The sequence below is a fragment of the Kineosporia babensis genome (assembly GCF_021129305.1).
GTDB classification, from domain to species: Bacteria; Actinomycetota; Actinomycetes; order Actinomycetales; family Kineosporiaceae; genus Kineosporia; species Kineosporia babensis.
The window spans coordinates 27,214-47,622 of the sequence record NZ_JAJOMB010000020.1 but is presented as its reverse complement, the minus strand read 5'-3'; the positions used below and the strand labels follow the sequence as shown (position 1 = coordinate 47,622).

Annotated in this window: 20 protein-coding genes; 7 read left to right on the top strand and 13 right to left on the bottom strand. The window is 69.4% G+C overall.

Going from position 1 to position 20,409, the window contains the following annotated elements; all coding sequences use genetic code 11:
* Positions 1-17: 17 nt before the first annotated feature.
* Both LR394_RS42190 and LR394_RS29810 read left to right on the top strand, forming a co-directional pair.
* Complete coding sequence (locus LR394_RS42190; protein WP_269329998.1) at positions 18-2,384, top strand: IPT/TIG domain-containing protein; 2,367 nt, start codon at positions 18-20, stop codon at positions 2,382-2,384.
* Between the two features lie 226 nt (positions 2,385-2,610).
* A complete protein-coding gene (locus tag LR394_RS29810; RefSeq protein ID WP_231447916.1) occupies positions 2,611-2,859 on the top strand; it encodes a hypothetical protein in 249 nt (82 codons plus the stop codon).
* Positions 2,860-2,868: 9 nt separating this feature from the next.
* Here LR394_RS29810 and pdxA read toward each other — a convergent pair whose 3' ends face one another.
* The 11 genes from pdxA to LR394_RS29755 all read right to left on the bottom strand — a co-directional run bounded on the left by pdxA (position 2,869) and on the right by LR394_RS29755 (position 14,114).
* Entirely contained in the window at positions 2,869-3,933 is a 1,065-nt protein-coding gene (gene pdxA, locus LR394_RS29805) for a 4-hydroxythreonine-4-phosphate dehydrogenase PdxA (RefSeq protein WP_231447915.1), read from the bottom strand.
* A 64-nt stretch (positions 3,934-3,997) separates the two neighbouring features.
* Positions 3,998-5,236, bottom strand: a complete 1,239-nt coding sequence (locus tag LR394_RS29800; protein ID WP_231447914.1) for a four-carbon acid sugar kinase family protein — start codon at positions 5,234-5,236, stop codon at positions 3,998-4,000.
* Positions 5,233-5,907, bottom strand: coding sequence for an SDR family NAD(P)-dependent oxidoreductase (locus tag LR394_RS29795; protein WP_231447913.1), 675 nt, complete (start codon positions 5,905-5,907; stop codon positions 5,233-5,235). Before LR394_RS29795 ends, LR394_RS29800 begins: the two co-directional genes overlap by 4 nt.
* A 1-nt stretch (position 5,908) precedes the next feature.
* Positions 5,909-7,081: a sialidase family protein gene (locus LR394_RS29790; protein WP_231447912.1), complete on the bottom strand. Its 1,173-nt coding sequence runs from the start codon at positions 7,079-7,081 to the stop codon at positions 5,909-5,911.
* On the bottom strand, positions 7,078-7,845 hold the full coding sequence (locus LR394_RS29785) for an HpcH/HpaI aldolase family protein (protein WP_231447911.1): 768 nt from the start codon (positions 7,843-7,845) through the stop codon (positions 7,078-7,080). Before LR394_RS29785 ends, LR394_RS29790 begins: the two co-directional genes overlap by 4 nt.
* A gap of 27 nt (positions 7,846-7,872) precedes the next feature.
* Positions 7,873-8,829, bottom strand: coding sequence for an aldo/keto reductase (locus LR394_RS29780; RefSeq protein WP_231447910.1), 957 nt, complete (start codon positions 8,827-8,829; stop codon positions 7,873-7,875).
* Complete coding sequence (locus LR394_RS29775; RefSeq protein WP_231447909.1) at positions 8,829-9,677, bottom strand: ATP-binding cassette domain-containing protein; 849 nt, start codon at positions 9,675-9,677, stop codon at positions 8,829-8,831. The genes LR394_RS29780 and LR394_RS29775 overlap by 1 nt, the downstream gene beginning before the upstream one ends.
* Positions 9,674-10,690, bottom strand: coding sequence for an ABC transporter ATP-binding protein (locus LR394_RS29770; protein ID WP_231447908.1), 1,017 nt, complete (start codon positions 10,688-10,690; stop codon positions 9,674-9,676). Before LR394_RS29770 ends, LR394_RS29775 begins: the two co-directional genes overlap by 4 nt.
* Positions 10,687-11,580, bottom strand: a complete 894-nt coding sequence (locus LR394_RS29765) for an ABC transporter permease (RefSeq protein ID WP_231447907.1) — start codon at positions 11,578-11,580, stop codon at positions 10,687-10,689. Before LR394_RS29765 ends, LR394_RS29770 begins: the two co-directional genes overlap by 4 nt.
* The gene (locus LR394_RS29760) at positions 11,577-12,536 is read right to left on the bottom strand and encodes an ABC transporter permease (RefSeq protein WP_231447906.1); all 960 of its coding nucleotides are present in this window, start codon (positions 12,534-12,536) and stop codon (positions 11,577-11,579) included. The genes LR394_RS29765 and LR394_RS29760 overlap by 4 nt, the downstream gene beginning before the upstream one ends.
* Positions 12,537-12,539: 3 nt before the next feature.
* Positions 12,540-14,114, bottom strand: coding sequence for an ABC transporter substrate-binding protein (locus LR394_RS29755; RefSeq protein WP_231447905.1), 1,575 nt, complete (start codon positions 14,112-14,114; stop codon positions 12,540-12,542).
* A gap of 222 nt (positions 14,115-14,336) precedes the next feature.
* Here LR394_RS29755 and LR394_RS29750 point away from each other — a divergent pair, with 222 nt between their 5' ends.
* The 3 genes from LR394_RS29750 (at position 14,337) to LR394_RS29740 (ending at position 16,738) form a co-directional block, all read left to right on the top strand.
* Positions 14,337-15,140: a DeoR/GlpR family DNA-binding transcription regulator gene (locus LR394_RS29750; protein ID WP_407937154.1), complete on the top strand. Its 804-nt coding sequence runs from the start codon at positions 14,337-14,339 to the stop codon at positions 15,138-15,140.
* A gap of 37 nt (positions 15,141-15,177) precedes the next feature.
* The gene (locus LR394_RS29745; protein WP_231447903.1) at positions 15,178-15,777 is read left to right on the top strand and encodes a hypothetical protein; all 600 of its coding nucleotides are present in this window, start codon (positions 15,178-15,180) and stop codon (positions 15,775-15,777) included.
* Positions 15,778-15,979: 202 nt separating this feature from the next.
* Complete coding sequence (locus LR394_RS29740; RefSeq protein WP_231447902.1) at positions 15,980-16,738, top strand: glycoside hydrolase family 16 protein; 759 nt, start codon at positions 15,980-15,982, stop codon at positions 16,736-16,738.
* 69 nt (positions 16,739-16,807) lie between these two features.
* Here the strand turns inward: LR394_RS29740 and LR394_RS29735 are convergent, their stop codons facing one another.
* Together LR394_RS29735 and LR394_RS29730 are read right to left on the bottom strand one after the other, a co-directional pair.
* Positions 16,808-17,347: a CAP domain-containing protein gene (locus LR394_RS29735; protein WP_231447901.1), complete on the bottom strand. Its 540-nt coding sequence runs from the start codon at positions 17,345-17,347 to the stop codon at positions 16,808-16,810.
* Between the two features lie 186 nt (positions 17,348-17,533).
* Positions 17,534-18,745: a serine hydrolase domain-containing protein gene (locus tag LR394_RS29730; RefSeq protein WP_231447900.1), complete on the bottom strand. Its 1,212-nt coding sequence runs from the start codon at positions 18,743-18,745 to the stop codon at positions 17,534-17,536.
* Positions 18,746-19,021: 276 nt separating this feature from the next.
* On the opposite strand from LR394_RS29730, the gene LR394_RS29725 reads away from it, so the two are divergent.
* Both LR394_RS29725 and LR394_RS29720 read left to right on the top strand, forming a co-directional pair.
* Complete coding sequence (locus tag LR394_RS29725) at positions 19,022-19,714, top strand: FadR/GntR family transcriptional regulator (RefSeq protein ID WP_231447899.1); 693 nt, start codon at positions 19,022-19,024, stop codon at positions 19,712-19,714.
* Positions 19,662-20,384, top strand: coding sequence for a PDC sensor domain-containing protein (locus tag LR394_RS29720; protein ID WP_231447898.1), 723 nt, complete (start codon positions 19,662-19,664; stop codon positions 20,382-20,384). Before LR394_RS29725 ends, LR394_RS29720 begins: the two co-directional genes overlap by 53 nt.
* Positions 20,385-20,409 lie beyond the last annotated feature (25 nt).

The window sequence follows — 20,409 nt, the reverse complement described above, 5'->3', positions numbered from 1 at the left end:
GAACTGAACGCATGGTGATGAGCAGCATCCTGGCGGCCGGGATGGGCGTGGCGTTGTTCGCCCCCGCCGCGGCCGCCGAGGACCGCCCGGTGCACTACGGCGGGCTGAAGTTCTCCAGCCAGGTCGTCCAGGCCGACCGCCTCTACGCCTCCGCGCCGCTGCCGGCCTCGGTGGACCTGCGCGCGTACGCGGTTCCGGTGGGCAACCAGGGCGCCGTGGACTCCTGCGTCGCCTGGTCGCAGGGCTACGCGATCGCCGGCTGGTACGCCAACCGCTACGGCAAGGGCGGTCAGCCGTTCGCCCCGATGTACATGTACTCGCAGATCAAGGTCAGCAACAGCGGCGGGGGCGGCGGCGCCTACTCGGTCGACGGCCTGCAACTGCTGGACGACCAGGGCATCGCCCCCAAGGCCAAGTACTCCGGCGACGACTACGACTTCCGCACCGCGCCGACCTCGGGCGACCGGCTCGCGGCAGCGCCGTACAAGATGGCCGGATTCAACATGCTGTACGCGGGGAACACCTCCCCGGGCAGCACCAACACCGCCAAGAACAACGCGATCAAGGCCGCCCTGGCCGGTGGCGACCCGGTGTACCTGGCGCTGCCGATCTACAACGAGTTCGACTACCTGAACGCGCCCGGCCACGACAACGTCCTGGAGGCCTCCGAGGTCGCCGGGCAGAGCGAGCGCGGCGGCCACGCGGTGGTCGCGATGGGCTACGACAGCACCGGCATCCAGATCCAGAACTCATGGGGGACGGGCTGGGGTAACGCCGGGTACGGCACGCTGGCTTGGGATTTCGTGGGCCAGTACGTGCGCGAGGCCGCCACCCTGGGCGGCTTCGAGAGCAACACCCCGGTCACCGACCAGGACCCGGACGACTCGGCCGGCACCTTCAGCGTGATCGGCTCGAGCCAGCAGCCGGCCACCGGCAACGCCAAGCTCGAGCTGTCCTCGAGCACCAGCCTGGGCGCCACCGCCGCAGCCTTCCGCAGCGCCAAGTACACCGCCACCGTCACCACAAGCACCGGCACTCGTAAGGTTTCGCCGACCTGGGTGTCCAGTTCCTCGCTGCGGATCGCCCTGCCCGCGGGCCAGGGCGGCACCGACGCCACGATCGAGATCCAGAAGAACGGCGTGTCGGCCGGGACGGTGACCGTGACCTACCTGGGCCGGGTCACCGCGGCCGCCTGGAAGGTGGACGCGGCGACCGGCGCCCGCAACGGCACGATCACCGGAACCGGCCTGTCGAAGTCACAGAACTGGAAGCTGAGCGAGGTCGCCGGCAGCGGTGAGGTCAGCCTGCCGATCGTGGCTTCGCAGGCGGCGCTGAACTCCGCCTCGGCCGGTGTCTTCCTCGAAAGTGACTCTCGGGTGCAGGTGAAGCTGCCGGCCCAGGTCGCTGGCGGCGCCGGTACCTGGCGAGTCTCGTTCGCCCCCACCTCGGGCGCCGGCTTCTCCGCCCTCAGCCCGGCCACCCGTCTGGACGTGAAGTACACGGCGCCGAAAATCAGCCGTCTGTCCAGCACGGCCTTCGCGGTCACCGGAGGCGCGGCGATCACCGTCACCGGAACCGATCTCGCGGCGCTCGACGCCACCCAGTCCGACGCGCTCGTGCTGCGGCCGACCAGCAGCAGCGTGAACAGCGGCCAGGACATCGACGCCGTCATCACCTCGAAGACCCAGACCCAGATCGGCTTCACCGCTCCGGCCGCCCCGGCGGGTCAGTACCGGGTGGTGCTCAAGAGCGGCCTGGGCGAGAGCGCCGACTCCGGCCGGACCCTGGACAAGCTCGAGGCCGTAGCTGTGTCGGCGGTGACCAGTTCCAGCACCCGGTTGCTGGCCGGCGGCGGCAAGCTGGTCCTGACCACCACCGGTCTGGGCGCCAACGCCCGGGAGATGACCGCCAAGAAGATCACGGCCAAGCTGGAGAGCACGGTCAACGGCAGGACGATCGCCCGCCCGGTCGCGCTGAAGTGGCTGTCCGACACCACCGCCGAGGCAACCGTCCCGGCCGGTACTCCCGGGCAGAACGCCGACCTCATCGTCTACCGATCCGGGATCGCGGCTCCGGCGGTGACTCTCACCTACACCGCCGGGATCTCCGGCAGCTCCAAGGCCGTGCTGCCGACCACCGGCGGCACGGTCAAGCTCACCGGTCACGGCCTGTCCGGAACCTTCGTCCTGCGTAACCTCAACGCCGGCACCGAAGTCCAGCTCGACGACGTCGCCCCGGCCGCCGACGGCAAGTCCGCCGTGATCACCGTCCCGGCCTCGGCCGAGGGCATCTACCAGGTGAAGTTCACCCCGAGCGGCACTTTCACCGGCGCGCCCCTGGCGTTCACCAGCAAGGCGATCCTCACGGTCACCGACAACGGCTGATCCGACACCACGATGCCCCGCAGGCCATTCCGGCCGGCGGGGCATCGCGACGTTTGCGTGATCTCGGCCACATCCTACGAAGGATCAAGTAGCCCGTTCTCCTTGCTGCGTGTACCTTCCTGAGCATCGGCAACCTGGGGGATGCGGCCGGTTCTCCACCTGCGCACCCGGTTGCCCCTTCACTCTTCTCGCCTGACTTCCCCACGAGAACGGAAACCCCCTACCCATGCACTGCCTCGACTGTGCCCTGCACAACGGCCACCACGCCACCGCCGTCGGCTGCTGCCACTACTGCGGCGCCGCAACCTGTCTCGAGCACGCGACCGTCGTCCAGCCCACCGCCGGCCCGATCGGCATGGTCCCCAGGGCCCCGAAGCGCCGCATCGTCAGCTGCCTGAACTGCACCCCCAACGGCCAGAGCCTCAGCGCGCCCGCACCGATCGTGCTGCCGCGCACCGAGACCCTGGCCGTCTGAAAGCATCTGTCAGGCAGGCGTACTGGCCCCGGCGATCGCCGCCTGGTACACGTCGTCCCAGCCCGGGGCCAGCGCCGCCGCCCGCTCGCAGGCCAGCACCAGGCTGGCTTCCCGGGCGATGCCCTGACCGGCGATGTCGAAGGCCGTGCCGTGGTCGACCGAGACCCGTACCACCGGCAGGCCGATCGTGATGTTGACCCCGTCGTCGCCGTACACCGCCTTGAACGGCGCGTGCCCCTGGTCGTGGTAGCAGGCCACCACGATGTTCCACTTTCCGCGCACCGCAGCCGGAATCAGTGCATCCGCCGGGATCGGGCCGTGCGCGTTGATGCCCCGCTCCTTGGCCCGCTCGATCGCCGGGGCCAGCACGTCCGCGTCCTGGTTACCGAAGATCCGGTTCTCCCCGGCGTGCGGGTTCAGGCCGCACACCCCGATCGGCTCGTCCGGCTTGCCCAGCGCCCGCACGAACGCCCCGGCGAGCGAGAGCAGATCGTCCGACCGCTGCGGCGTGGTGTTCTCCACCGCATCGGCCAGGGACATGTGCCCGGTGAGGTGGAAGAAGTACAGATCGCCGGCCGAGAGCACCAGACTGAAGTTGCGCACGTCGAACTCGTGCGCCAGCAGTTCGGTGTGGCCCGGCCAGTTGTGCCCACCGGCGTGCATCGCGGCCTTGTTCAGCGGGGCCGTCACGATGCCGTCGATCAGCCCTTCGCGGCCCAGCCGGCAGGCCTCCACCACGAAGCGGTAGGACCCGTCCCCGGCCGCAGCGTTGAGCTCGCCGACCGGGATGTGCCCGAGCGAGGGGCCGGTCTGCAGCACCTCGATCGTGTTCGGGTCGTTGGTCGCCTCCCGCGGATCACTGATCACCCGTACCGCTTCCGGGTCGAGCCCGGCGTAACGCGCACCGTTGCGCAGCGCGTCGGCGTCGCCCACCACCACCGGCACGCAGATCTCGCGCAGTTCGGGGTGGCTGAGCAGGGTGCGGGCGGTGATCTCGGGGCCGATCCCGGCGACGTCGCCAAGGGTCACGGCGAGCACGGGACGTCGGCCGGTCGAGTTGCTGGGGGAAGGCATGAGGGTTCCTTTCCGAGGACGGTGCAGGTTCTTGAACTACGGACGGGGTGGCTGGCGACGCTGGTCAGCCCGGCTCACGAGGTGGTGGGTTTCGCAGCCGACGGACGATCTGGGCCAGGCCGGCGTTGTCGCCGAACCCGCCGGATCTGGTCACGATGCGCAGACCGGCTGCGGTGCCGCCGTTCACGGTGCCGAGCGGGACGCCCGGCAGCAGGTTGCAGTGGAGCGTCACCGACGTGGCGCCGATCTCCTTGAGAGTGGCGGCGGCGCCGTCACCGCCGACGAGAACGATCGCGCTGTAGTCGTTCTGGCGGAGCTGCTCGGCCACGCGTTGGCCGAACTGCTGAGCTGCCCCGGAGGTGCTCGGCTGGCGTTCGGTGGGCGTGGTGACGACGTCGGTGTCGGGCTCGGTGAGGTTGGCGACGGCTGCCGCTGCGGTCGGGTGAAGTGAGCTGACGGCCACCAGGATCCGCCCGGGTGCCTGATGTGCCGGCCCGGGTTGGCTTGTGTTGTCGGCCCAGAGTTCAGCGAAGGCGTTGGCCAGCCCGGCCGAACCCGCTGCCAGGACCGCTGGGCCGGCTTCGTCGATCAAGGCCGCCAGTGCATCCAGGTCGGACTCGGTCGCCGCATCCGCCGTCAACACGCTGCCGTGCTGACCAGCTTTTGGCGCAGGGCAAACCCCACCCGCCCGGGGAGACACGGCCACGCCGAGCAAAGGTTGAGACGTAGGCGTGCCCTTATATCGCACCCGACCCGGTGCGGTCGCCAAATCCCAGGCAACTGACCCTTGCACCAGCTCCGACAGCCGACTCGCACGGACTGGCGTCACCGGATCCGAAGCAGCCGCCGATGAAGCCAACGAAACCCCACCGACCAGCACCACCCCGTCCACGACAGTCCGCCCCTGAGAGGGAAACGCCGGGCAGAGCACCACCGAAGCATCAGCGAAAGCGGTGGACCAAGCAGCCAGCGCACCACGCACCTGCCCGGCGACCGAACCCCGCATGGTCGAGTCCACCTTCACGAACACCCGGTCGCACCCCCGGGCCAGCAGATCCAGCACACCCGCAGACGTGACCGAGGCAGCCTTCTCATCCGGTAGGGCCCGAGCACCGGTAGCGACTGCCAGCACCCCGGAGTCGGCACCTAGCCCAGGCTCAGCCGCCGACCAGACAGATGACTCGGCCGCCGGATCAGCGGGCAGCAACAACTGCACGGAGAAGCCACACCCGGCGAAAACCACGGCGGAATCGGCGGCTCCGGTCAGGTCGTCGGCGACAATGCCCAGCAGCGATGGCTTCACAACGACGCCCCACCGCAGATCACCAGGTGCTGCCCAGTGATCGAACCGCCGTCCGGCCCCAGCAGGAACGCCGTCAGACCGGCCACCTCGGAAGGCTCCACGAACCGTCCGAGCGCAGGAACCCGCGGGGGAGTGGCAGAGCGGTTCGGGTCCTGCAGCATGGCCGTGGCCGTCGGGCCCGGCGCCACCACATTCACGGTGATCCGGCGGGGTGCCAGTTCCATGGCCCAGGAGCGGGTCAGACCGATCAGCGCAGCCTTGGTGGCCGAGTACTGACTCTTGCCCGCAACTCCGGTGGCCGTGCGGCTACCGATCAGCACGATTCGGGCACCGTCCGGCAGACCGCCCACCACCGCATCGACCAGCCGGCTCGGAGCGTCCACGTGCAGCGCCCACATCCGGGCGCCGTCCTCGTGGTCCAGCTTGCCCAGCGGAGCACTGAACTGGACCCCGGCGGCATGCACCACGGCATCCAGATCGCCCCGGCCGGCCACATCCGCAGCCACCGCGCCGAGCTCTGAGGCCGAGGAAAGATCCGCCGAGACCCATTCACAGCCGGGCAAAGAGGGATCGCGACGACTGACGCCCACCACGCGCCGACCGTCCCCGATCAGCTTCTCGGCAATCGCCCGGCCGATCCCCGAGCTCACACCGGTCACCAGCACGGCCATGTCAGACGCCGATCCGGGAAAGGTCCAGCCGGACGTGCTTGATGGTCTGCCGGTGGTACGTGTAGGTCACGTGCAGCAGGCCGTCCGCGCCCTGGTGGATCGCCGGGTAGGACAGCTCACGGTTCAGGCCGTCGCGGGAGTTGTTGGTCAGGCAGTAGCCGTCGCCCTCGTCCAGGTTGAGCACGCGCTGCCAACTTTCGCCACCGTCGGGCGAGAGGGCCAGCGTCATCGGCGCCCGCGGAGCACCCCAGAAGGCCTTGTGCTCCGCAACCTCGACCACGGCTGGAGCAGCGTCCTCCACAATGCCGTTCTCGTCGATCTCGTCGTAGAGCGAAAGCCGGCGTTCGGTGGCGTCGAGCCGGCTGGAGTCGTTGAACACCAGGGCCAGGCGGCCGTCGGACAGGCGGGTCTGCATGATGGACGAGTTGTTGTTGGGCAGGTCGGTCGGCTGCGGGGCGCTCCAGCTCGAGCCGTCGTCGGACGATCGGGACAGGTAGATGTGGTCGGCCCACCGGCTGCGGTACAGGGCCACCAGCGAACCACCGCCCAGGTCAACGATGTTCATGTGTACCGAGCCGACGCTGGCCGGAACTTCGACCTCGCGCCAGGTCGTGCCCTGGTCGTCCGACAGCATCACCGAGCTGGTGTCCGCATCACCGCTCCAGCGTTCGCCGGGCACCTTCACACAGCGGAAGATCCCCAGCAGCCAACGGCCGGATTCGGTGACCACGACCGGTTGCCGGATGAAAACGCCACTGCGCTCGTCCGCCGGGAAGAGGGTCTCGACCTCGCCCCAGGTCTGCCCCGAGTCCTTCGAGATCCGGCGCCGCACCGAGGCCGTGTCCTGATCGCCGGCGCGCTGCGCGGTCCACAGCAGCCACAGGTCACCGCCGGGAGTCGGGAAGAGGACCGGGTTCTGCTCGGAATGCTGGGCATCGTCGGACAACTGGACCGGTGCGGTCCAGACGTCTTCGATCAGCCGGGAGAACCAGACGCTGATGTCGCCGACGCCCTCCTGCGTGCCGCCGAACCAGACCATTCCGAGGTCGCCGTCGGGGAGCGTGGTAATGAAGGACGCGTGGCTCTGGACCGTGGGAACGTCCAGATAGGCGTCGGAGCGGCCCGGGTCGCCGGGCCGGAGCCGGCCGTCCAGCAGCGCCTTGTCGACGCTCATGCCTCACCTCGGGCGACCGAAAGGTGATTACGGGCAGCCACTTCCAGGTGAACCAGGTCGCAGGCGACGGTCAGGACCGTCCACCCTTCGGAGATTCGCTTGGCCGCGACCTCGCCGGAGGGGGTGTGCAGACCGGCCGCGATCCCGTTCTCCTCGCAGGCCTGCTTCACCCGGGTCAGCGCGGCCTCGAACGCGTCGGCCACGGCCGGATCGGTCGACGTCGCGCCGCCGATGGCCAAAGTCAGGTCGGAGGGCCCGACGTAGAGCCCGTCCAGCCCGGGCGTGGCGGCGATCGCCTCCACGTTCTCCAGGCCCTGCGCGGTCTCGATCATCGCCAGCACGGCCACCGCGGCATCGGCCTCGGCCGGCTTCGGCCCGACCCGGAGCATCGAGCGCATCGGACCGTAGGAGCGAATGCCGTTGGGCGCGTAGCGTGCGGCCGCGACCGCCGCGGCCGCGTCCTCGGCGGTGTTGATCAGCGGCACGATGATGCCGGTGGCGCCCGCGTCCAGGGCCCGGCCGATCGTGCCCGGGTCGTTCGAGCTCACCCGGATCACCCCGGCCGAGCTGCCGCCGGCGTCGATCGCGGTGAGGCCGGCCAGCATGCCGTCGTAGCCGAACAGGCCGTGCTGGGCGTCCATCGCGACGTAGTCGTAGCCGAGGCGGGCCAGTCTCTCGGTCGAGGGCGGGGCGTCCAGCAGGACCCAGTACCCGACCAGGGTCTCGCGGTTGCGCAGCCGGGCGGCGAAGTCAGCGACGGTCATGGGAGAAATTCCTTTCTGGGGTGACTTTCAGCGGTGGTAGGCAGGCATCGGGCCGCGCAGCTGCGCGCCGACCTGATCGCAGGCCTCCACCACGTCCTGCGGCAGCGGGCCCTTCTCGGCGGCGGCCAGGTTGGCCTCCAGGTGTGCGACCTTGGAGCCGCCGAGCAGGATCGAGCCGACCACGTCCCGGCTCAGCAGCCAGCGCAGAGCCAGCTCACTCGGGCTCAGGCCGGCCTGCTCGGCGATGTCGTTCACCGCCTCGATCGCGTCGAAGATCTCGGCGTTCCAGTAGCGTTCGGTGTACATCGCGGCCAGCCGGGAGTCGCCGAACCGGCCGTGCTCGGGCCGGTCGCCGAAGCTGTGCCGGCCGGCCAGCAGCCCACCGCCGAGCGGGTTGTAGACCATGGTCGAAAGGCCGCTGGTGACGGCGAACTCGGCGTACTCCTCCTCGATCCGGCGGGCGATCAGGTTGTAGAGCTGCTGCGCGACAACTGGACGCGGGGTGCCGACGGCGTCGGCGGCCGCATCCACGGCGGCGATGTGCCAGGCGGAGAAGTTGGAGACGCCGAGCGCACCGATCTTGCCTTCGGCGACCAGCCGGGCAACCTCGCCGAGAGTCTCCTCCAGCGGGGTGGAACGGTCGGGCTGGTGCAGGTAGAACAGGTCGACCCGCTCCACGCCCAGCCGGTTCAGGCTGCCCTCGACGCAGGCCCGGATGGCCTTGGCCGAAAGGGGCGGGGCGCCGTCGGCATCGGGGTGGGGGATGCCCGCCTTGGTGGCCAGCACGAATCCGCTCCGGGAGGGAAGAAGCTCTCCCAGGAGCGATTCCGTGGCCCCGCCGGCGTATCCGTTGGCCGTGTCGATCATCGTGACACCGGCGTCCAGGGCGACGTCGAGCATGCGCCCGGCCGTCTCCTTGTCCACCGTGTCGCCGAACGTCATCGTGCCGAGGGCGAGGCGGCTGAATTCGAATGGGGGACGCACTACGCAACCTTTCCCTGTACAGCGAGGACGCTGCGGGGCTTGCGTCCTCGAATCGTGGCCGGGTCGAGCGCGGCTGCTCGCAGCGCCCGGGTGTAGGGCTCGGCCGGCTGGGACAGCACCTGCTGCGTGGGTCCGGCCTCGACCACCTGGCCCCGGCGCATCACCACCACGTCCTGGCTGATTTCCCGCACCACGCCGAGGTTGTGCGAGATGAACAGGTAGCTCACCCCGGTCTGCTGCTGCAGTTCGGCCAGCAGCTTGAGCACCTGAGCCTGCACCGACACGTCAAGTGCGCTGGTGGCCTCGTCGCAGACCAGCACCTCAGGGCGGCTGGCCAGGGCCCGGGCAATGCCGATCCGCTGGCGCTGGCCGCCGGAGAACTCGGCCGGTCCCCGGTTCAGCGCGGTCGACGGCAGCCCGACCAGGTCGATCAGGTGCGCGGCCTCCTTGTTCCGCTCGGCGGTGGAAACCCCGCGCAGTTTCAGCGGTTCGGCCACGATCTGCTGCGCGGTCAGGTGCGGGTCGAGCGAGCCGTACGGGTCCTGGAACACCATCTGGATCTTCGAGCGCAGCGGCCGCAGCTTCTTCTCCGGCAATTGGGCGATATCGGTCTCGGCGAGGACGATTGATCCCGAAGTCGGCTTGACCAGGCGTACCAAAGCGCGCGCCACGGTGGATTTTCCGCAGCCCGATTCACCGACCAGGGCCACGGTGCGTCCGCGTTCCACGCTCAGGCTGACATCGTCCACGGCGCGGTGGATGCCGGTGGGGGTGGGGTAGTCGACCACGAGGTGTTCCACGCGGAGAACGACGTCGGCGCGGTGCTCGGTGTTGTGGTGCTCGGTCACGGGCGTGCTCCTTCCGGCCGGGCAGCGGTTGTGGCAGTGGTTGCGGTGCCGGGGACGGCCGAGAGGCCGGTTGCCCCGGCGGGGCGGCGGGCGTCCTCTGGTTTGAGGGTTGTGGCGGTTGGTTCTGCAGGGCTGGCCGCGGGAGCCTCGGCCGGGGGTGCGGGGGTTGGGCTTTCCTGCTTGGGGACGTTCTGGCCGGCCGGGGTTTCCGGTGCGGTGGTGGACGGCGCGTCGAGTTGGGGGATGGCCGCGAGAAGCTTGCGGGTGTACTCGGTCTGGGGGCGCTCGACGATGTCCTCCACCTCGCCGCTCTCGGTGAAGCGGCCGGCCTTCATCACGTGGATGCGGTCGGACACCACCCGGGCCACGCCGAGGTCGTGCGTGATCATCAGGATGCCGATCCGGGTGCGCTCCTGCAGTTCCAGCAGCAGGTCGAGCACGCCCGCCTGAACGGTCACGTCCAGGGCACTGGTCGGCTCGTCGGCCACCAGCAGCCGGGGCTCGCCGGCCAGGGCGATCGCGATCAGGATGCGCTGGAGCATGCCCCCCGAGAGCTGGTGCGGGTACTTGCGCAGCTGAGCCGAAGGGTCGGGAATGTGCACGCTGTCCAGGAGTTCGGCCGCGCGGTCCCGGGCCTGGGAACGGGAGAGTTCCGGATGCCGGGTGCGCACCGCCCCGGCCAGTTGGCGCCCCACCGTGAAGACCGGGTTCAGCGCGGTCATCGGGTCCTGCGGGATCAGCGAGACCGAGCGGCCACGCACGTCCACGATCGAGTCCGGGTCGGCGATGACGTCCTTACCGGCCAGCTCCACCCGGCCCGACAGCACCGCCAGGCCGGCCGGCAGCAGCCGCAGCACACCCATCGCGGTGGTCGACTTGCCCGAGCCGGACTCGCCGATCAGGGTGACGGTCTCGCCCTCCCCGACGCAGAAGCTCACGCCGTCGACCGCGCGGACCACGCCCGCTTCGGTCATCAGCTCGATCTGCAGGTCCTCTACTTCGAGAAGCTTCACGACTGCACCACCTTCCGACGGCGCACCCGGTCGCGCACGCCGTCACCGAGCAGGTTGACCCCGACCACCAGCAGCACGATCACCAGGCCGGGAAGAGTGACCAGCCACCACGAGGTGGTGATGTAGTTCTGGCCGTCGGAGATGATCCGTCCCCAGGTGGCGAACGGACGCTGGGGACCGGCGCCGAGGTAGCTCAGCGCGCTCTCCAGAAGCACGGCCTGGGCCAGCAGCAGAAGCACCACCAGCGAGGCCGGGCGGATCACGTTGGGCAGCACGTGCTGCGACAGGATCTGCAGCCGGCGCAGTCCCAGGACCTGAGCGGCGGCCACGTAAGGCTTTTCCCGCTCCACCAGCACCAGCGAGCGGGTCAGCCGGGCCACCTCGGGCCACTGCGCGATCGCGATGACCAGGGTGATCACCGGCAGCGAGGGGCCGAACAGGGCGACCACGAGCAGGAGCATCATCAGCAGCGGCAGCGACATCTGGGCCTCCAGCAGCCGGGAGACCGCGGTGTCCACCCAGCCGCCGAAGAACCCGGCGGCCGAACCGGCCAGGATCCCGATCAGGCCGGAGACGGTGACCGCGAGCAGGCCGATGGCGATCGAGACCTGGCCGCCGTGCAGTACCAGCGAGAGCAGATCGCGGCCCAGGGCGTCGGTGCCGAACAGGTGCCCGTCGGTCAGCGGCGGCAGCCGGCGCTGGGACAGGTCCTGCTGGTCCGGGTCGGGGATCGGCAGCACCTGGGCCAGCGCCACCGGGATCACCACGACCAGGGTGCAGATCGCGCCGGTGACGGTCTTGAAACGGTTGCCCCGGTGCTTGCCCGCCACGGCCGAGCGGGCGAGATCGTCCGCGGTGACCGCACTGGGCCTTTCGACGGAGACGCTCATGAGGTGGCCTTTCCGAGGCGGACCCGCGGGTCCAGCAGCGGGTACAGGAGATCGATCAGCAGTTGCACGGTGACCGACAGGACCGAGGTGACCAGTACGGTGGCCACGATCAGCGGGTAGTCGCGGGTCTCCAGGGCCCGCACCACCAGGGAGCCGACGCCGGGCCAGGCGAACACCACCTCGACCACGACCACACCGTTCAGCAGCGCGGCGAACCGGGTGCCGAGCGCGGTGATCACCGGCACGGCGGCGTTGCCCATGGCGTACTGCCAGGTCAGGGCGCGTTCGCCGACCCCGCGGGAGCGGGCCACGGTGAGGTAGGGCGAGGCGAAGTTGTTCACCATCTCGCGCCGCACCATCCGGCTGATCAGGGCGATCTGCAGGATGGCGACGGTGACCGTGGGCAGCACCAGCCCGCCCCAGGTGGTGAACCCGGAGGCCGGCAGGATCGGCACCAGCACGGCGAACAGGGTCAGCAGCATGACGCCGGTCCAGAACTCCGGCATCGACTGCCCGGCCACGGTGAGGACGTTCGCGCCCAGTTCGCGGCGGCTGTCGGCGTGCCGGGCCATCCAGACCCCCAGCGGCACCGAGACGATCGTGGTCAGCAGGATCGCCGAGGTGGCCAGGGTGATCGTGTAGGGCATCCGGTCCAGGACCACGCTCAGCGCCGAGTCCTGGTAACTGAAGGACGTCCCGAGGTCGCCCTGGAAGAGCCCGGTCAGGAAGGTCCAGTACTGGGAGAGGATCGACTGGTCCAGGCCGAAGCGCTCACGGACCTCGGCGAGCTGCTCGTTGGTGGCGAACGGGCCGGCGTAGGCCCGGGCCGGATCGCCGGGGGCCAGCCGGATCAGGACGAAAACCGTGGAGACGGTGAGGAACACGGTGAGCACGCTCTGGGTCAGGCGTTTGCCCGCGTACTTGGTCAGCGGCGGCAGTTGAGGTCTGCGCGACATGGCTCATGCCCCCAATCGCACGGTGGTGAGGTCGTAGGAGTTGTTGGCGCCGAGCGTCATTCCGCCCACTCGGTCGCGCCGGGCGACCACGGCCTTCGGGGCGAACGCCCACATCGCCGGCCAGGTCTTCCAGACCGCTTCCTGGGCCTGCACCAGCAGCTCCTCGCGTTGCTGCTCGTCCACCTCGGAGGAGGCCTGGCCGATCAGCTTCGTGACCTCGGGAACGATGTACCCGTGGTAGGTGTCCCGGGTCTTCTCCTTCTCCGGGGTACCGGTGAACATGCCCTGGAGCATGGTCACGGCCAGGCCGGTGGGGCTGGCGTAGCCGTTGGCCAGCAGATCCCAGTCGCCGCCCTTGCCCTGGCGCCAGGTGGAGATGTCGCCGCCGGGCTCGAACTGCTGCAGCTTCACCCGGACCCCGACCGCGCGGAGCATCTCGTAGACCGCTTCCATCACCTGGCTGTCACCGGCGAACTCGCCCGACTCCCAGATGATCGTCATCGGCAGGTCGCGCACGCCCAGGTCGCTGAGCAACTGACGGGCCCTGGCCGGGTCGTAGCGGTACTCACCGACCGCGGCGGCGCCGGTCAGATCCGGCGCCACCACCCCCTGCACGGGTACGACCGCGCCCTGCAGCACGTCATTGATCAGCGAGTCGCCGTCGATCGCGTAGCTGAGCGCCTCACGGACCCGGACATCGGCCAGCGGGCTGCTCTCGGGCTTGCGGAAGTTGTAGAAGAAATGGGTCAGCCGGGTGCCCGGGCGGGTCTCGATCCTCACGCCCTTGAGCCCGCGCAGCTGCTCCACCGAGTCGGGGGTGATCGAGTCGATCACGTCGATCTCCCCGCTGCGCAGGCTGACCACCCGACCCGACTCCGAAGGCAGGAAACGGACGTCCACCTGTTCGATCGTCGGTTTGGTCCCCCAGTAGTTGGGGTTGGCCTGCAACCGGTAGGTGCCCGCCCCGCGGTCGGAGTTCAGCACCGTGTAGGGGCCGGTGCCGACGCCGGTCTGCAGCTCCTCGGGCCGGTTCGCCCGCGCCGGAGTGATCAGGATGTTGGTGAGCAGGTAGTCCAGGATCGGCAGCGGCTGGTCGGTGACCAGGCGGAAGGTGCGCTCGTCGACCTTCTGCACCCGCGGCCACTCCGGGAAGAACGTGGCCAGGAAGCCGCCGTCGGTGTCCCGGTAGGACTCCAGCGCCACCTTGACGTCGTCGACCTGCACCGCGCTGCCGTCGGAGTAGCGGATGCCCTCGCGCAGCTGCACGGTCCACTCGGTGGGGGCGGTGAGGGTGATGCTCTCGGCCAGGACCGGCTGGACCTTCAGGTCGGGAGTCAGCCGGGTCAGGCTCTGGCGGACCGCGCGCTGCACGGTCACCGCCGCGTCGAACTGGTTCAGCTTGTTGTCCAGGCTGACCAGCGAACGGTTGAGCGCAAGATTCAGGGTGCCCGGACCGGGCAGGCCGGTCGGGGTGGCGCAGCCGGCGAGGCCTCCGGTGGCGCCTGCGGCTGAGGCGAGCATGCCCAGCTTCAGCAGGCTCCGCCGGCTCAGCGCGCCGGGGTGTTTCGGTGGGGTCATCGTTGACCACTCCTCGCAACGGGTGAGGGGCTTGCCGGGAACCTTCACACCGGTTGCGCGTTCCGCGCCAGGTTTTCGCGCAGAATGGGCGCCAATTGAGTGACCTGCTTAACATCGCCGGGGAGTTCTTGCGCTGACCTGCGCACAACGCGCAACCTGTTCTTCGGTCGTCGGAGAAACCGCCGGCCCGTCCCTCAGAGTCGAGGAGGCCCCGTGGTCCAGGTGCTCAGTTCCCGCCGCCGGCGCGAGGAGATCGTCCGGCTGGCCGAGACCCGTGGCCTGGCCGAGGTCGGCGAGATGGCCGAGCGCTTCGCGGTCTCGCCCTCGACCATCCGCCGCGACCTGGCCCGGCTGGAGTCCGCCGGGAAGCTGGCCCGGACCTACGGCGGGGCGATGGTGGCGCAGAGCCACACCGAGCCGTCGCTGCAGCAGCGCATCGGTGAGGCGTTCAGCGAGAAGCTGGCCATCGCCACCTGGGCCGCCGAGCAGATCCAGCCCGGCGAGTCGATCGCGCTGGACGCCGGCTCCACCACGGCCGCCCTGGCCCACCGCCTGCGCTCGCGCTCCGGCGTCACCGTGACCACCGCCAGCCTGACCGTGCTGGGGGAGCTGACCGGCGCCGAGGGCGTGACCCTGCACTGCCTGGGCGGCACCCTGCGCCCGCTCAGCCAGGCCCTGGTCGGCCCGATCGCCGAGATCGCCCTGAGCCGGATGAGCTTCGACCGGGTGTTCCTGGGCGCCGACAGCGTGGACGCCGAGCGCGGCATCTGCGAGGCCGACCTGTCCCAGTCCCAGCTGAAGGAGCTGCTGGCCGCCCGCAGCGATCACGTCTACGTGCTGGCCCACGCCGCCAAGCTGGGCCGCCGCCCGTTCCACGCCTGGACCCGGTTCGCCCCGGGCTGGACGCTGGTCACCACCGGCACCGGCGAGCTGGTCGAGCCTTTCCTGGAGCAGGGCATCCAGGTGATCACGGTGCCTGGCCCGGAAAGGGCTGAGGCGCCGGAGCGGGGCGTGGGTAATTGGTGATCTGAGCCGCCACGTCACCAGAACTAGCCTGACCCGCATGACAGATCGCGAAGTGCTGGCCCGGATCAGGTCCACCGCATGGATGCAGGAAGACCTTGCGGAATGCGGTTTCGACATGGCGCAAGCCGGAAAGCCCCTGCCGGAAGAGCTGGTGCTACCCATCGGCGCACCGTGGGAGAAGGTTGCCGGCGACTCCTCCGGCGATGCCTACCTGCTGGTCGGCACCGGTGACGACTTCCCGGTGGTCTATCTCGACACCGAAGGCCGGGGTGGGCTCCTGGCTCCTACGCTGCGCGAGGCCCTGGCGTTGGTGGTCGGTGTGCCACACGTGGCCGATGCCGAGCGTTACACCGGCCTGGCGGACGAGGCAGCGCTGGCGGCGCTGATGGCCGAGAACGACGAGAAGGAGTACGGCCATCAGCCGGAATACGCCCCTCGACGCGCCGATTTGGTCGAGGAACTCGGCCTGCCCGGCACGCTGGGTGTCCTTTCGAGGTTCTTGACGGCGTCCCAGGACCGCCGATACCGGCCGTTCTCCGTCGAGCTGAACATGTCCTACGGTCCTCTGGCCGGCCCGGACGAAACGGATCTCCCGGTGGAGGAGAACGGTGAAACAAGGTTCGGTCTCCAGCCGTGACCGGCCCGTTGGACGCTCCGTGAAGAGCCGGGGCCCATCTTTCTGGGCCCTGAATGCGCTTTCGGACCAACGGAAATGCCCGGCCGGGGAGATCAGGAGAACATCTATCGCGCAGTTATCCGCAGCTTAAGCGTCGCGGGTTGTTGGCCGGAATTCGGCCGGTTACGTTGAGGCTGCGAGGTTTTCGCGGCGTTGTGAGGAGATGGATGTGACACCCAAGGGCTGGCGGATCGCCGGTGGAGTTTCTGCGGTACTGGTGGCCGTGGGCGCTTTCACGGCGGTGCAGGCGAGCGCCACCGAGCCGGCCAAGACCTCCGGAAAGGCCGTCGCTGCGGCGGTTCCGGAGTTCCGCGACGACTTCACCAGCTTCGACAAGAACGTGTGGAGCTGCGAGTACACCTGCCCGACGATCGAGGGTGAGAAGGCCCGGTTCCGGCTGAAGTCCGCGGTTGCGCCGGACAACTACGGTTCCTGGTCGAAGGCCAGGTACAAGGCGCGCAAGTTCACCGAGGGCAAGTTCACGGTGCGTTTCGCGCTGACCGACCGGCCGGAGAAGAAGGTGGACGACAAGAAGGGCGTCTGGTGGGGCGTCGCGCTGTGGGACGACGGTCCGAAGGCCGACGGGAGCCAGTTCAACGAGATCAACTTCGGCTACACCACGAACCAGAGCTTCACCAACACCCAGTTGCTGTTCGAGAGCGCCAAGCGGGGCAAGTACAAGTCGGTCAAGGTCGACACCGGCGTGAACCTGTACGACCAGCAGTGGCACGAGGCCACCCTGGAGTACGACCGGAACGCGGTGAAGTTCTACCTCGACGGCAAGCTGCTGGAGACGATCACCGACCAGGCGGTCATCCCGACCGACCCGATGAGCCTGATCCTCGGCCCGCGCCTGGTCACCGGCAGCCAGCCGCTGACCCAGGGCTTCACCGAGTCGATCGACTGGGTCACGATCAACTGAGACCACTGTGAAGGAAGCGGCGCCGGACCCTGATCCCGGCGCCGCTTCGCTGTGCGGGGCCGAAAGGGCTCAGTAGCCGAAGTTCTGGGTCCAGAACGGCCCGCCCGGCCGCAGGTCAACGCCCACCCCGAGCGAGACGAACGCCGGGTTGAGAATGTTGACCCGATGGCCCGGGCTGTTCATCCAGGCCTGCATCACCGGCTCGGCCGCGGCCTGCCCGGCGGCGATGTTCTCGGCTCCTGGGGCGGGATGACCGGCCGCCAGCATGCGCTGCCCCGGGTCGGAGCCGTCCGGGTCCATGTGGTCGAAGAACTGCAGATCAGACATTCGCTCGCTGTGCTGCCGGGCCGCTGCCCGCAGCCGTTCGTCGGCCTTCAGCGGTGGGCTCCCGGCACGCTGGCGGGCCGCGTTGACCAGCCGTAGCACCTGGTCCTCCAGATGCCGGCGCCGCGCCTGCCCGGTGGCGCTGCCCTTCTCGATCCGGACCTGAACGGTTGCCGGGGCCCAGGTGTCAGGCTCTTCGGTGGGCAGGCTCCGCCGCGTCGGGGGACCGGACGGGCGGTCCGGCGGTCGTTTCCGGCCGCTGCGCGGCTTGGCTCGCTTGGGCATACGTCCTCTGTATACCTTTTCGCACGCTCGAGCAAAGCGCTCGCCGTGCGTGCGGGATCGGGGCAACAAAGTCTGCCCCTGGCAAACTTTGTTGCCCCGATATTGAGATTCGGCGATAACAGGCTGTGTCGCGACTAGGAGAAGGGTGGCGGCGCTGGAACCGGTTGACCAGCGCCGCCTTCCGGGCTACTTCTGCGCCGGAACCTCCTTGCCGAACATCGCGCACACCGCCACGAGCTGCACCTGGCCCTGTGCCAGGGCGAAACGTTCCAGTGCCGGATCTTCCTGCGCTTCCGAAGACACGAAGGCGTTGTTGACGTCTCCTGCCACGGAACGCTTTCCGTCGCTGCTGACCAGCGTCGTCGTGTTGTGCCCGAGGGTGCCGCCGTCGTGGCCCCAGCCGGTCCCGCACGGTGTCTCCTGGCGGTACAGGCCCAGGCCGTAGCCGATCGGAGCGCCCCACTCCTCGCTCAGGTCGACCGTCTTCTTCATCTCGTTCAGCTGCGCCTTCGGCAGCAGGTCGCCACCCAGCAGCGTCGAGTAGAAGGTGCTCAGGTCGCGGGCTGTCGAGACCACCGCCCCGGCCGACCCGGCCCAGCTCAACGACCACTGCGAGGTGTCGGCGTAGCTGAACCTGCCGTCCGCGACCTCGGTCAGGTACCCGTGTGCGAAGCCCGGCCCGGGGTTCGCCACCTTCGGGTCGGCCAGATAGGTGTCGCGCAGCCGCAACGGCTTGGCGATCTTCTGCTGGATCAGCGTTTTCACCGGCTGGCCGGTGACCTGGTGCAGCATCTCGCCGAGCACGATGTAGCCGGTGTTCGAGTAGTGCCAGCCCTGGCCCGGGGCGAAGTACGGGTCGTTACGGAAGCCCACCTCGAGCAGTTCCTGCGGGGTGGCCTCCCGTTCGGGATCGGCCAGGATCTCCTTGAAGGCCTGCTCGTCCTCGGTGTAGTTGAACAGGCCGCTGGTGTGCTGCAGCAGCATCCGCACGGTGATCTTCTGGCCGTTCGGCACCACCCCCGGCAGGTACTTCTCCACCGGGGCGTCCAGCTTGAGCTTGCCCTGGGCGGCCAGTTGCAGGGTCAGCACGGCCACGAAGGTCTTGGTCTGGCTCCCGGCCTCGTACTGGTCCTTGTTCTTCAGCCGCCGCTTGGTCTCGCGATCGGCCAGGCCGGCCGTGGCGGTGCGCAGCTTGTGGCCGTCGTCCACCCGGACCAGGGTGCCGACCGCGCCGGCCTTCACCAGGGCGTCGACCGAATGCTGCAGATCGTTGTGGTGATCGCCGGCGGCCGCGGAGGCCGGGACGGCCGTGAGGACGGTGCCGGTCAGCACGGCGGCCAGGGCGAAGGCCGCGGTGGCGGACCGGCCCAGGCGGTGCGAACTGCTGGATCGCTTCATCTGCGGGTACGCTCCCTTGCGGTAGAAACCCGGAAACACACAGGCGAACGAAGCCGGGTACCCAGCCCGGCCGTCCCCCATTCACCCTACGAGCAAAGCCCGGCAAAGGTGCCTCGGGTGATCCGAAAACCGCACTCTGAGAACAGTTCCGGGAACGGGAGTGCCCTTTGGGGCGGTCTCGGTCGGGAGCAGAGCAACGGACGGGTGGGTCGCCTCGGGCGGGGGAGTCGCCGAGGCTCCTGGGGGACTGTGGTTTCGGCCCCGTATCCTTGAGCCGTGTCTGTCCGCCGTGCATCGCGCTCGCGCTCGGCGGTGTTCGCGCCGCTCGGCGACGTGGGGAGGGCGGTCCGGGTCGAGCAGCGCCTGGCCGACGCCATCCGGGTGGGCCTGCTGGCCGACGGTGAGCGGCTGCCCAGCGAACAAGAGCTGGCCACCATGCTCGGGGTCGCCACCGTCACCGCCCGCGAGGCGTTGCAGGCCCTGCGCGAGAAGGGTCTGGTCACCACCGTCCGGGGCCGGGGCGGCGGGAGCTTCGTGCACCGTCCGCACAAGATGGACGAGCAGGCGCTGAGCCATCGTCTGGCCGGGATGTCCCGGGTCGAGCTGCGTGACCGGGGCACCCTGTACCGGGTGATCCTGGCCGGTTGCGCGGAACTGGCCGCGGAGTACGCCGACGAGCAGGACGTGGAAGAACTACGCAGCCTGATCACCCCCGACGCCTCTGGTCATCAGGGGGTGGAGTTCACTCTGGCTGTGGCCGCGCTGACCCAGTCGGCGCGGATGACTCGCGAGATGATCCGGCAGGAGGCGGACTTCGGCGTCCTGCTGCGGTTCGGCGCCCAGACGTATCAGGAAGCACTGGTCGACGCGATCGCGAAACATGACGGTGACACCGCCCGGCGTACCGTTCAGGCCCATGTGGACGGAGCGCTCGCAGGTCTGGCCGAGCTCCACCGCGCGGTGCGATGATGCGGCGGTGCGCACCGAGACGCCTTTGGGTGCTGTTGCCCGCGATGTCTCCGGCCTTTTCGAAGGCCTCTTCGTAGCGCTCGAAGACATGCGCGAGTGCCTGGCCGGGCTCTTCGCCCTGGGGCCGGCCCCGGCTCAGGCTGTGGTCGGCGTCCTGCAGGAGCGGGCCCGGGCGCGACTGGACGCGGGGCTCGTCCTCGGTTGTGGATTCGTCTCGGCCAAGGACGCCCTGGCCGACCGGTCGTTGTATCTGGCCTGGTGGCAAGGGGAGCGCCGACAGTTCCTGGGGGAGGCGGGCGCGCCGGACGCAGACGTGCTCGACTACACCCGCCGCGAGTGGTTCCGGGTGCCGGAGCAGACCCGGCGGCGGCATGTCACCGGCCCGTACGTCGACTACATCTGCACGGACGAGTACGTGGTCACGCTCAGCGTTCCGGTGGTGGTGCAGGAGCGGATGCTGGGCATCGTCGGCGCCGACACTCTGGTCGAGACGCTGGAGGAGGTGCTGCTGGAGGGGCTGGGGGCAGCCGGCGCCACCTTGGTCTCCGGGCACGGCCGGGTGATCGCTTCGGCCGACCATCGGCTCGCCGCAGGCAAATTGATCAACCTGGACGCGTGCCGGGAGGGCGCCGCTTGCGGGTCGCTGCCGCTGTCGGTGGTGCGGATGTAAAAAACGAATGTCGCTCTGGACGTTT